Source organism: Rhodoferax sp., assembly GCF_028689305.1.
Classification (GTDB): Bacteria; Pseudomonadota; Gammaproteobacteria; order Burkholderiales; family Burkholderiaceae_C; genus Rhodoferax.
The window spans coordinates 22938-35419 of record NZ_JAQTWM010000008.1 but is presented as its reverse complement, the minus strand read 5'-3'; the positions used below and the strand labels follow the sequence as shown (position 1 = coordinate 35419).

General features: G+C 54.7%; 12 protein-coding genes. 5 read left to right on the top strand and 7 right to left on the bottom strand.

What is annotated here, in order from left to right; all coding sequences use genetic code 11:
* Positions 1-5 precede the first annotated feature (5 nt).
* The 7 genes from PHW99_RS03115 to PHW99_RS03085 form a co-directional block, all read right to left on the bottom strand.
* Complete coding sequence (locus PHW99_RS03115; protein ID WP_300173708.1) at positions 6-1316, bottom strand: citrate synthase; 1311 nt, start codon at positions 1314-1316, stop codon at positions 6-8.
* Positions 1303-1623: a succinate dehydrogenase assembly factor 2 gene (locus tag PHW99_RS03110; RefSeq protein ID WP_300173706.1), complete on the bottom strand. Its 321-nt coding sequence runs from the start codon at positions 1621-1623 to the stop codon at positions 1303-1305. The genes PHW99_RS03115 and PHW99_RS03110 overlap by 14 nt, the downstream gene beginning before the upstream one ends.
* Before the next feature lie 6 nt (positions 1624-1629).
* Entirely contained in the window at positions 1630-2334 is a 705-nt protein-coding gene (locus tag PHW99_RS03105; RefSeq protein ID WP_300173704.1) for a succinate dehydrogenase iron-sulfur subunit, read from the bottom strand.
* 52 nt (positions 2335-2386) lie between these two features.
* Positions 2387-4192: a succinate dehydrogenase flavoprotein subunit gene (sdhA, locus tag PHW99_RS03100; RefSeq protein WP_300173702.1), complete on the bottom strand. Its 1806-nt coding sequence runs from the start codon at positions 4190-4192 to the stop codon at positions 2387-2389.
* Positions 4193-4276: 84 nt separating this feature from the next.
* The gene (gene sdhD, locus PHW99_RS03095) at positions 4277-4642 is read right to left on the bottom strand and encodes a succinate dehydrogenase, hydrophobic membrane anchor protein (protein WP_300173700.1); all 366 of its coding nucleotides are present in this window, start codon (positions 4640-4642) and stop codon (positions 4277-4279) included.
* 16 nt (positions 4643-4658) lie between these two features.
* The gene (sdhC, locus tag PHW99_RS03090; RefSeq protein ID WP_300173698.1) at positions 4659-5102 is read right to left on the bottom strand and encodes a succinate dehydrogenase, cytochrome b556 subunit; all 444 of its coding nucleotides are present in this window, start codon (positions 5100-5102) and stop codon (positions 4659-4661) included.
* A gap of 183 nt (positions 5103-5285) precedes the next feature.
* Entirely contained in the window at positions 5286-6089 is an 804-nt protein-coding gene (locus PHW99_RS03085; protein WP_300173696.1) for a GntR family transcriptional regulator, read from the bottom strand.
* A gap of 179 nt (positions 6090-6268) precedes the next feature.
* Between PHW99_RS03085 and PHW99_RS03080 the strand changes: the two genes are divergently transcribed.
* The 5 genes from PHW99_RS03080 to PHW99_RS03060 all read left to right on the top strand — a co-directional run bounded on the left by PHW99_RS03080 (position 6269) and on the right by PHW99_RS03060 (position 12475).
* Positions 6269-7255 carry a malate dehydrogenase gene (locus tag PHW99_RS03080; RefSeq protein ID WP_300173694.1) on the top strand — a complete coding sequence of 329 codons (987 nt, stop codon included), beginning with the start codon at positions 6269-6271 and terminating at the stop codon, positions 7253-7255.
* Positions 7256-7279: 24 nt separating this feature from the next.
* Positions 7280-8326, top strand: coding sequence for an aldolase/citrate lyase family protein (locus PHW99_RS03075; protein WP_300173692.1), 1047 nt, complete (start codon positions 7280-7282; stop codon positions 8324-8326).
* 35 nt (positions 8327-8361) lie between these two features.
* The gene (locus PHW99_RS03070) at positions 8362-8970 is read left to right on the top strand and encodes a hypothetical protein (protein ID WP_300173690.1); all 609 of its coding nucleotides are present in this window, start codon (positions 8362-8364) and stop codon (positions 8968-8970) included.
* A 53-nt stretch (positions 8971-9023) separates the two neighbouring features.
* The gene (gene acnB / locus PHW99_RS03065) at positions 9024-11621 is read left to right on the top strand and encodes a bifunctional aconitate hydratase 2/2-methylisocitrate dehydratase (RefSeq protein ID WP_300173688.1); all 2598 of its coding nucleotides are present in this window, start codon (positions 9024-9026) and stop codon (positions 11619-11621) included.
* A 206-nt stretch (positions 11622-11827) separates the two neighbouring features.
* Positions 11828-12475, top strand: a complete 648-nt coding sequence (locus tag PHW99_RS03060; RefSeq protein ID WP_300173686.1) for a DUF47 domain-containing protein — start codon at positions 11828-11830, stop codon at positions 12473-12475.
* Positions 12476-12482 lie beyond the last annotated feature (7 nt).

The following is a 12482-nucleotide window of genomic DNA, read 5'->3' as shown; positions in this document are numbered from 1 at the left end:
CTTGTTCAGCGCTCGTTGATTGGCTTCACGGCACGTGTCACAGAGCCTGTGAACAACTGGCGTGGACGGCCAATCTTGTATTCCGGATCTCCGATCATTTCGTTCAGTTGGGCAATCCAGCCGACGGTACGAGCCAAGGCGAAGATGCCGGTGAACAGGTTGACTGGTATGCCGATGGCTCGCTGAACGATGCCGGAGTAGAAGTCCACATTGGGATACAGCTTGCGTTGGACGAAATAATCGTCCTCCAGCGCGATCTTCTCGAGCTGTTTTGCCAGTTTGAACAGCGGGTCGTTTTCCAGGCCCAGTTCGGCGAGCACTTCATTGCAGGTCTCTTGCATGAGCTTGGCACGTGGGTCGTAATTCTTGTACACGCGGTGGCCAAAACCCATGAGCTTGACACCGGAGTTCTTGTCCTTGACCTGTTCCATGAACTGGCCCACCTTGGCGACACCGCCTTGACGCTGGATGTCTTCAAGCATGTTCAGGCAGGCTTCGTTGGCACCACCATGCGCCGGACCCCACAAACAGGCCACACCTGCAGCAATGGCTGCAAAGGGGTTGGTACCCGACGAGCCGCACAAACGCACGGTGGAGGTTGAGGCGTTCTGCTCGTGGTCAGCGTGCAGGATGAAGATGCGATCCAGGGCGCGTTCCAGCACCGGGTTGACCTTGTAGTCCTCGCAAGGAGTGCCGAACATCATGCGCAGGAAGTTGCCTGCGTAGCTTAGGTCGTTGCGTGGGTACATGTAGGGCTGGCCGACACCGTATTTGTACGCCATGGCCACCAGGGTTGGCATTTTGGCAATCAAACGGATGGCTGCAATCTCACGGTGTTCTGGATTGTTGATATCCGTACTGTCGTGATAGAACGCCGACAGGGCCCCCACCAAGCCAGTCAATACCGCCATGGGGTGAGCGTCGCGACGGAAACCACGCAGAAAGAACTGCATTTGCTCATGAACCATGGTGTGGTTGATGATGAGCTTGTGGAAATCCGTGCGTTCATTTTGCTTGGGCAGTTCACCCTTGAGCAGCAGATAACAGGTGTCAAGGTAATCACACTGGGTCGCCAGCTGTTCGATGGGGTAGCCGCGATACAGCAGTTCACCCTTATCGCCGTCAATGTAGGTGATGGCCGATTGACACGATGCTGTTGACAGGAAACCGGGGTCATAAGTGAACATGCCGGTTTGCGCGTAGAGCTTACGGATGTCGATCACATCGGGGCCGACATTACCTTGATAAACGGGCAACTCGACGCTGGGGCTGCCGTTGCTGAACGACAGGGTTGCTTTATTTTCAGCTAGTTTCATTTTGACCTTTCGGGGTGGCTCTTAACATACTCAAAACTTCAGAAACATCATCGCGAACCAGATCTGGATGAGCCTGCGCGAGCGACTTGCGCCCAAGATGCAGGTCAAGAAGATCGGCATCGCTTAGCTCCATTAGAGCGCTCAGACCTTGCGCCTGCTTGACAGTCAAGGTGGAGGAAAACTGATTGAAAAAACGATCAATGAACAAATCGTTTTCAAGCAGACCTCGGCGGCTACGCCACTTGAGTTTGCTCAGTGCTCTTTCGTCGATCAGCTCGTCCGATGCGACCTGCGAAATGTTTCCCATGACGTATCAAATGGCGCGGCGGACCATCAATTCCTTGATCTTGCCAATGGCCTTGGTCGGATTTAAACCCTTGGGGCACACATCGACACAATTCATGATCGTCGTGCAACGGAAGAGACGGTAGGGATCTTCCAGATTGTCAAGTCGCTCGCTGGTGGCCGCATCTCGGCTGTCTGCGATGAAGCGATAGGCTTGCAACAGACCCGCGGGGCCAACAAACTTGTCAGGGTTCCACCAGAAAACGGGACAGCTTGTCGAGCAGCTGGCGCACAAGATGCATTCGTACAAGCCGTTGAGTTCATCGCGCTCTTCCGGGCTCTGCAGGCGCTCCTTTTCGGGAGGACGGCTGTCGTTGATCAGGTAAGGCTTGATGGAGTGATATTGCTGGAAGAACAGCGTCATGTCGACGATCAAGTCGCGAATCACCGGTAGCCCAGGCAGTGGTTTAAGCACGATGGTATCGGGCAACGTGCGCATGTTGACCAGGCAGGCCAAACCGTTCTTGCCATTGATGTTCATGGCATCGGAACCACAGATACCTTCGCGGCAAGAGCGGCGGTATGAAATCGTCGGGTCGATTTGTTTGAGTTTGGTCAACACATCGAGCAGCATGCGCTCGGTGCCATCGAGCTCAATCTCAATGGTCTGCATGTAGGGCTTGCTGTCGGTATCAGGGTTGTAGCGGTAAATTTGGATAGTACGTTTAGCCATGATTCGCTTTCTAGGTCAAAGGGGCAGAGCGTGGAGCCAAGATGGCAGGTTGTCAGAACGTGCGGACCTTGGGTGGAATGGATGCCACACTCTGCGGCTTGAGGTTGACCGGCTTGTAGCTCAGACTGTTGGTGGCGCTATCCCACAAGGTGTGTTTCAGCCAATTGACATCATCACGGCCAAGTGGGCAGGTGGGGTCATCTGCAGGACGGTCGTAATCCAGCACACTGTGGGCACCCCGGCATTCATGGCGCGCAGCGGCTGACACCATGGTCGCTTGTGCGACTTCAATCATGTTTTCGACTTCAAGCGCCTCGATGCGTGCGGTGTTGAAGATGTTGGATTTGTCAGCCAGGGCAATATTGCCAACACGCTCTCTCAGTTTGGCAATTTTGCCCACACCTTCATCCATGCTGGCTTGGGTACGGAAAACGCTGGCGTGTTGTTGCATGATGTCACGCATGTCATTGGCCACCGCCTGCGCATATTCACCTGTCTTGGCTGAATTCAGGCGGTTGAGGCGTTCCAGGGAGATGTCAGCTGCGTTTTCTGGCAGGGGTTTGTGCTCTTTGTTCTTGTCGTTGAACTCAATGATGTGCAAACCGGCAGCGCGCCCAAAGACGACGATGTCAAGCAAAGAGTTGGTACCCAGGCGGTTGGCACCATGGACACTGACACAAGAACATTCGCCAACTGCATACAAACCGTTCACAATTTTTTGTGCCCCGGCACCATCAGGAACAACCACCTGGCCGCTGATGCTGCTCGGAATACCACCCATCTGATAGTGGTTGGTCGGAATCACCGGAATTGGCTCTTTGGTGATGTCCACGTTGGCAAAGTTGTGGCCGATTTCTTGCACACTGGGCAGTCGCAAAGCAATGGTGTCTGCACCCAGGTGGGTCATATCCAGATTGATGTAATTCTTGTTGGGGCCGCAGCCGCGACCTTCCTTGATTTCCTGATCCATGCAGCGCGACACGAAATCACGGGGTGCCAAATCTTTCATCGTGGGGGCATAACGCTCCATGAAGCGCTCGCCGTTGCTGTTGCGCAAAATGGCGCCTTCGCCGCGGCAACCTTCAGTCAACAGTACCCCGGCACCGTGCACACCGGTGGGGTGGAATTGCCAGAACTCCATGTCCTGCAGCGGAATGCCTGCACGTGCGGCCATTCCCAGACCATCACCGGTATTGATAAACGCATTGGTGGAGGCCGCAAAGATGCGGCCTGCACCGCCGGAGGCCATCATCACGCATTTGGCTTGCAGAATGTGTACTTCGCCGGTTTCCATCTCAAGGGCAGTGACACCCACCACATCCCCATCCGCGTCGCGGATCAGATCCAGCGCCATCCATTCGACAAAGAAGTTGGTGCGCGCTTTGACGTTTTGCTGGTAAAGCGTGTGCAGCATGGCGTGACCCGTACGGTCGGCAGCCGCGCAGGCGCGTTGCACTGGCTTTTCACCGTAGTTACTGGAGTGGCCGCCAAACGGGCGCTGGTAAATCGTGCCGTCTGGATTGCGGTCAAATGGCATGCCAAAGTGTTCAAGTTCATAAACGACCTTGGGTGCTTCGCGGCACATGAATTCGATGGCATCCTGGTCACCCAGCCAGTCAGAGCCTTTGATCGTGTCGTAGAAGTGGTAGTGCCAGTTGTCCTCGGCCATGTTGCCAAGACTTGCGCCAATACCACCTTGTGCCGCCACCGTGTGTGAGCGGGTCGGAAACACTTTGGTCAGAACGGCGACGTTGAGGCCCGCGTTTGAAAGTTGCAATGATGCGCTCATGCCAGCGCCACCGGCGCCGATGATCACTACATCAAATTTACGGGTTGAGAGTTTGGAAGTTGCAGTCATGATATTTTGAGAATCTTGTTTTCTGGATGTCGCAACCAAGCAGGGGACTCAGGGGTCTTGCATTGATGGCGTTGAATAACTACTTCAAAGACGCCACAGAACCTGAATGGCCCAGCCGGTGCAACCAACCAGCCAAACGATAGCAAAGACATGCATGACGAAGCGCACGGCATAAGGTTTGACGTAGTCCATAAAAACGTTGCGCATGCCAACCCAGACATGAAAGAGCATGGACAGAATCACAACAAAGGTCAGGAATTTCATCCATTGTGCAGAAAAGATGCCGGCCCAGAGTTCATAGCTGACCGGGCCTTTGCTGAAGATGACCTGCGCCAGAACCAGCACTGTGAAAAGTGCCATGACAACAGCCGTAACGCGCTGTGACAACCAGTCGCGCATTCCGTAATGCGCACCAACGACAGTGCGGTGGGAACCAAAATTGACGGACATGAGTGACTCCTGAAAATTAGTAAAGACCAAAAAGCTTGGCACCGAGTGCCACGGTCAGGCTAAGCGTCAGTACCAGCACCACGGCTGCTGTTTGCCGACCAAAATCCTTGCTCACGTGTTCGTGGTGTGTGTCCATCCACAAGTGTCTGATGCCGGCAATGAAATGATGCAGACCAGCCCAGATCAGGCCAAGTACCACCAATTTCCAGATGAAGCCTGGTAGCCCCAACATGCCGACGTTGAACGCCGCCTTGAATTTCATGAACGAAATCTCGGAGGAGATGGAGTTGTCAAACATCCAGATGATGAAGGGCATCAGGAAGAACATGATGGCACCACTGACCCGATGCATCCCGGACGCCAGCGACGCCAATGGCCACCGGTAACTGACCAAGCTGGGGAAATCGATGTTACGGAACTCGGGACGTTTTTTTGCTGTGCTAGCCGCTGTTTCAGACATAAGTTGCTTTCTATGTTTTGAGTAACTGCTTGGTAACCAGTGAATGCTGGCCAGACGGAAATTCTATTGCAATGCAGCATCATATGCCGCGATGACTGAGGATTAAATTGCTCCAAATAGATCCCATCTTCATCAAGAATCGTGATTTTGTGATCCGTGGTCAAACTGAGTCAACTCAAGTGTCTAATTGATGACGTTGTGGTAGTGGTGAGTGTCTGTTCTGTAGTAGCCCCTGCGTAACTCCATGGGTTCGTCTTGATAGGTATAGGCGATGCGTTCGACACTGAGAAGCGGCGTCCCCAGCGCAACTTTCAGCAATGCTGCATGGATTTCGGTTGCAGAAATGGCGCGTATTTTTTCTTCGGCGCGAACCATGCGAACGTTGAATTCTGTTTCAAACAAAGCGTACATCGGTCCCTGGTAGTTGGCAAGTCGTTCGGCCGTCAGGCCTTTGAAGGGGGCTGCTGGCAGCCAGATGTCTTCCAGAATCACCGGCATGCCGCCAAAGCTGAGTACCCGGCGGGCCTGAAGCACGGTGTCGCCGGAGCGTAGCGCCAGGGCACGGGAGACATCTGCAGTAGCTCGGGCGCGACGACATTCGATGATGTCGCGCTGGGCCGGTCCTTCGCTGCCGCGTGTGCCACTGTCGGGGACCAGCTTGAGGAAGCGAAATTGCACCTGTTGCTCGGCGTGTGTGGCCACAAAGGTTCCTTTGCCCTGGCGGCGCAGTAGCAGGTTCTCTGCCGCGAGTTCGTCGATGGCCTTGCGTACGGTGCCTTGGCTGACTCGAAAGCGCAGAGCCAGGTCCATTTCGCTTGGAATGGCTTCCCCGGGCTTCCATTCGCCGTCTCGCAGACTGCCAAGAATCAGTCCCTTGATTTGCTGGTACAGGGGGCTGAATGCCGGAGTGACATTGGCGGTATTTGAGGTGGCCGCGTTGGTCTGAGGCTGACTGGATTCGGTACTGGATTCTGGCGTGGTTTGCATGGAAAAATGTCTCGTGTTGGCCAATGCCGTTTTTTGCCAATCATATCTTATATAAGATATAAGACAAGTTGACGATAACCTGTTTTCAAGAGTACACTCCACAGGCTTGACGCGGATGGACTTTGATCGACCGCCCGGCACTACCGAATCTTTTCTATATAAATCTCTGGAGTTTTACTATGAGCAAGAAACCCGTCCGTGTTGCTGTCACTGGCGCAGCAGGTCAAATTGGTTATGCCATTTTGTTTCGCATCGCCTCTGGCGAAATGTTGGGCAAGGATCAGCCGGTGGTTTTGAGCTTGTTGGAGGTGCCTGTTGAGAAGGCTCAACAAGCGCTCCAAGGGGTGATGATGGAGCTTCAGGATTGTGCTTTCCCGTTGCTTGTGGGCATGGAGGCACACAGTGATCCCATGACGGCTTTCAAGGATGTGGATTACGCGTTGTTGATTGGTTCCCGTCCGCGTGGTCCAGGTATGGAGCGTGCCGAGTTGTTGGCCGTGAATGCCGAGATTTTCACGGCACAAGGCAAGGCGCTGAATGCTGTGGCCAGCCGCAATGTCAAGGTGCTGGTGGTGGGTAATCCGGCCAACACCAATGCCTACATTGCCATGAAGAGTGCGCCAAATCTGCCGCGCAAGAACTTCACTGCCATGCTGCGTCTGGATCACAACCGCGCTCTGAGCCAGCTGGCCTCCAAGACCGGCAAGGCTGTTGCCGACATTGAAAAAATGGCGGTTTGGGGTAACCACTCGCCGACCATGTACGCAGATTACCGTTTTGCCACCATCAATGGCGAAAGTGTCAAGGACATGATCAATGACCAGGATTGGAATGCCAACACTTTCCTGCCCACCGTGGGTAAACGTGGTGCCGCCATCATTGCCGCACGTGGTGTGTCGTCTGCAGCGTCGGCCGCCAACGCGGCAATTGACCACATGCGCGACTGGGCTCTGGGCACCAATGGCAAATGGGTCACCATGGGGATTCCATCCGATGGGCAGTATGGCATTCCGAACGACACGATGTTCGGCTTCCCGGTGACTTGTTCAGGTGGCGAATACAAGGTGGTCGAAGGCTTGGCCATTGACGCCTTCAGCCAGGAATGCATCAACAAAACGCTCAAAGAGTTGCAGGACGAACAGGCTGGCGTCGCACATCTGCTGTAACGATTGGGTTGTAGAGTCGGGATCGTGACCCATCCACGCCACGTTCTGCTGGGCGCTGCTGTGGCAGCGCCCTTGCCGGTGTGTGATCACTACTGTGGCGTCGAGTCGCGTATGGTCAAGAGTTTGGCCTTGCAGGCCGAATTGGCGCAGGAGTTCGGTACCTGTGTTTTTGATGTCACGCTGGATTGCGAAGACGGTGCACCTGTTGGTGGCGAAAAAGACCATGCAAATATGGTTGCGACCCACGTCAATAGACATTTTAATGCTATTAATAACATAGCAATAAATGGTGTATCTCGGGTTGCGGTGCGGGTTCATCCGGTGGATCATCCTGCGTTCGAGCAGGATGTGGCTATTGTTGTGGGTGGCGCCGGTGCAGCCTTGTGTCATCTGATGTTGCCCAAAGTGGAGTCGGTCATCGACATCCATCGGGCATTGCAGTTGATTGATGCGGTGTTGCCGTCTTCGGTCCGATCTGAACCCTTGCCGATTCATGCCTTGATCGAGTCGCCACTGGCAGTGCAGCAGGTGGCGGCCATTGCGGCCCATCCGCGTGTTCAGTCACTCAGTTTTGGACTGATGGATTTTGTGTCTGCGCATGGCGGTGCCATCCCGGCTGCGGCGATGGGCATGGCGATGCCGGTCCCGGGTGAGGATCTGGATCAGTTCAGTCATCCGCTGGTGGTGCGTGCCAAGCTTGAAATCGCCTCGGCCTGTCATGCTCATGGCAAGGTGCCATCACATTGTGTGGTGACCGAATTCAAAAAACCGGAGGTTGTGCAATTGGCCGCGCAGCGCGCGAGTCGTTTGTTCGGCTTTACACGGATGTGGAGTATTCACCCTGACCAGATTCGTCCAATTCTGGCGGCTTTTGCACCCGCCGAGAGCGAGGTTGCTCTGGCAAGTCATATTATTTGTGCCGCACAAGCAGCAGATTGGGCGCCGATATCGGTCAGTGGCCGGTTGCATGATCGGGCCAGTTACCGCTATTTCTGGCAAGTGCTGGAAAAGGCGCACCAAACTGCCCGTTTGCATCGCGATGATCCAGCGCAAAAGTTTTTTATGTCGTGAGTGTTGGTTGTTATCAGTCACAGGAGAGTTTCATCATGAATTCACGCTTCGAGAATGGCCGGTGTTTCCCGCTCAAGCGGCTGCTGGTGCTGGGGATGCTGGCGACGACAACAAGCTGGTGCATGGGGCAGCCGGAAAAAAAGCCTGCCAAATCCCTGTCCAAGAGCCGTCTTGAGCTAAAAACCAAGGCGAACCAAATGGCTTCTGGCGTCCGGGCTGCTGAAGCTGCGTTGACGCCAGCTGAATTGGCCATCGCACAACAAGTGGAAGTGGGGCGACTACCTTGTGAGTTGGGGGACTATGTCAATGTTGTGGCCGATGCCAAGATGCCAGGGTATTTTGATATTCAGAGCAAACAACACAAATTCCGTATGGTGCCGGTGATCAGCAGTACCGGAGCGATCCGCCTGGAAGATACCCATGCTGGCGCCGTCTGGCTGCAGTTGTCGAACAAATCCATGTTGATGAGTCAAAAACTGGGCTCCAGGCTGGCTGACGCCTGCATGAGCCCATCTCAGGTGGCCGTGGCTGCTGCCATGGAAAAAAATCCGCCGCCGAGTTTGCTGGAGCCCTTGCCCGGTAACGGGCAGCCTGCGACATCTTCCCAGGCTGCCATCCCGTCTTCATCAAGCGCTGTTCAGTAAATAACGCTTGATCACTTCACCGAAATATTTTTTTGATCGATAAGGAGTTAATCATGTTGCAAGCCTATCGTGCACACGTCGCTGAGCGTGCGGCCCTTGGCATTCCCGCTTTGCCCCTCACTGCGCAACAGACCGCTGCGCTGATTGAGTTGCTGAAGAATCCTCCTGCGGGGGAGGAAGCGTTTTTGCTGGAGTTGATCACTTATCGTGTGCCTGCCGGTGTGGACGATGCAGCCAAGGTCAAGGCCAGTTACTTGGCGGCTGTCGCGCATGGCACTGAAACCTGCCCGCTGATCAGTCCTGAAAAAGCCGTGGAACTGCTGGGGACCATGTTGGGTGGTTATAACCTGACTCCATTGATTGATTTGCTCGACAGCGCTGCCGTTGCCAGTGTTGCCGCTGAAGCGTTGAAAAAAACCTTGCTGATGTTTGATCAGTTTCATGATGTCAAAGAGAAGGCGGACAAAGGCAATACGTATGCCAAGGCGGTTTTGCAGAGCTGGGCTGATGCTGAGTGGTTCACCAGCCGTCCTGAAGTGCCACAAAGCATCACTTTGACCGTGTTCAAGGTGACTGGCGAAACCAATACGGATGATTTGTCTCCCGCCCCTGATGCCTGGAGCCGGCCTGACATTCCGCTGCATGCGCTGGCCATGTTGAAGAACAAGCGTGATGGCATCACGCCCGAGGAAGACGGCAAGCGTGGTCCGGTCAAGTTCATTGAAGACCTGCGTGCCCGTGGTCATCTGGTGGCCTATGTGGGGGATGTGGTTGGCACGGGTTCCAGTCGCAAGTCGGCGACCAACAGTGTGTTGTGGTTTACCGGCGAGGACATTCCCTTCGTGCCCAACAAGCGTTTTGGGGGTGTTTGCCTGGGCTCGAAAATCGCCCCGATTTTCTACAACACCATGGAAGACGCGGGGGCCATGCCGATTGAGCTGGACGTGAGCCAGATGAACATGGGTGACACCATTGAGCTGCGTCCTTATGAGGGCAGGGCACTGAAGGATGGCAAAGTCATCGCCGAGTTCAAGCTCAAGAGTGACGTGTTGTTTGACGAGGTGCGGGCTGGTGGCCGGATTCCGCTGATCATCGGTCGCGGCTTGACCGCCAAGGCACGCGAAGCCCTGAGCCTGCCCGTCTCCACGCTGTTCCGCTTGCCACAAAACCCCAAGGCGACTGGCAAGGGCTTCACGCTGGCGCAAAAAATGGTGGGACGTGCCTGCGGCCTGCCCGAAGGTCAGGGTGTGCTGCCCGGTACCTACTGTGAACCCAAGATGACCAGTGTCGGTTCTCAGGATACGACTGGACCGATGACCCGTGACGAACTCAAGGACTTGGCTTGCCTGGGTTTCAGCGCGGACCTGGTGATGCAGTCGTTTTGCCACACGGCGGCATATCCGAAGCCGGTGGACGTGAAAATGCACCACGAGTTGCCTGAGTTCATCAGCAATCGTGGTGGCATCCCGTTGCGCCCAGGTGACGGCATCATCCACAGCTGGCTCAATCGCATGTTGTTGCCTGATACCGTGGGCACTGGCGGGGATAGCCACACCCGTTTTCCGATCGGCATCAGCTTTCCAGCAGGTTCTGGTCTGGTCGCCTTTGGTGCAGCTACGGGCGTGATGCCTTTGGATATGCCCGAAAGTGTGTTGGTGCGGTTCAAGGGGAAAATGCAGCCTGGAATCACCTTGCGTGATCTGGTCAACGCCATTCCCTTGTACGCGATCAAATCAGGCGAGTTGACGGTCGCCAAGCAGGGCAAAAAGAATGTGTTCTCCGGACGTATTCTCGAAATTGAAGGGTTGCCCGATCTCAAGGTCGAACAAGCCTTTGAGTTGAGCGACGCGTCGGCCGAGCGCAGTGCCGCCGGTTGCACGGTTCACCTCAATAAGGAACCCATCATCGAGTACATCAACAGTAACATTGTCATGCTCAAGTGGATGATTGCCAATGGTTACTCGGACGTGCGGACCATCAACCGTCGCATCAAAGCCATGGAAGCCTGGCTGGCCAATCCACAATTGCTCAAGGCGGACTCGGATGCTGAATATGCCAGTGTGATCGAAATCGATCTGGCTGACATTCATGAGCCGATCGTGGCTTGTCCGAACGATCCCGATGACGTGAAAACCCTGTCCGAAGTGGCTGGTGCCAAGATCGATGAAGTGTTCATCGGCTCGTGCATGACCAACATCGGGCACTTCCGTGCGGCCTCCAAGTTGTTGGAAAACAAGCGTGACATTCCGGTCAAGCTGTGGATGGCGCCTCCTACCAAGATGGATGCCAAACAACTGACCGAAGAAGGTCATTACGGTGTGCTGGGTTCGGCCGGTGCACGCATGGAAATGCCCGGCTGCAGTTTGTGCATGGGCAATCAGGCACAGGTGAAAGAAGGCGCTACGGTGTTTTCCACTTCCACACGTAACTTCCCGAACCGTCTGGGCAAGAACAGTTATGTGTATCTGGGAAGCGCCGAGCTGGCAGCGATCTGTTCCAAACTGGGGCGTATTCCCAGCAAAGAGGAGTACATGGCCGATATGGGGGTGTTGACAGCTGCCAGCAGCAAAATCTATCAATACCTGAACTTTGACAAGGTGCAGGATTACACCGATGCTGCTGCCACCGTCAAGGAAACCACTTCGGCCTGAGATCGCCGATAGCCGGGGCGGGTAACGCAGCCGGGGTGTGCCTGGACTGTGTTGCCTTGAGTGCACCCCAGACAAGAGCAGGTGTTTTTGCGCCCCGCAGTTCGAACTGCGGGGCGTTTTTGCTGGAGTGTGATGGAGCCTGAAGGTTAAACTCCCAGCATTGACGGTTTGTTCATCAAACTGGCCTATCCCCTAAGGAGTTCACTGTGTTTTTTGGCAAGCTGCTTCCGCGTGACGACAATTTTTTCAATATGTTCAACCAGCATGCGGACCACATCGTTGACGCTGCGCATGCGTTTTCCAACTTGGTCACGCATTACAGTGATCTGCAGTTGCGAGAGAAATACCACCGGGAAGTTGATTCTGCAGAAGGGTCAGCAGATCGGGTCACCCACGAGGTCAACAAGGCCCTCCACAAGACGTTTATCACGCCGATTGATCGTGAGCAGATTCACGGCCTGATCAACACCATGGATGACGTGGCTGACCTGCTCCAGGATTCGGCCGAAACCATGGCCCTGTATGACGTGCGGCACATGACGGAAGAAATCACACGATTGACCGATCTCAGTGTCAAGTGTTGTGAGCGGGTGCGTGATGCTGTCAACTTGCTTGGGAAAATTGCAGAACCATCGACCGCCGAGGCTGCCTTGAAAACCTGTGATGAAATTGACAAGCTCGAAAGTGATGCAGACCGGGTCATGCGCAGCGCCATGAGCAAGCTGTTCCGCGAAGAACCAGATGTGCGTGAGGTGATCAAACTCAAGGCCATTTATGAGTTGCTTGAGACCATCACCGACAAATGTGAGGATGTGGCAAATCTGATCGAGGGTGTCATCCTCGAAAACTCCTGATCTGTCG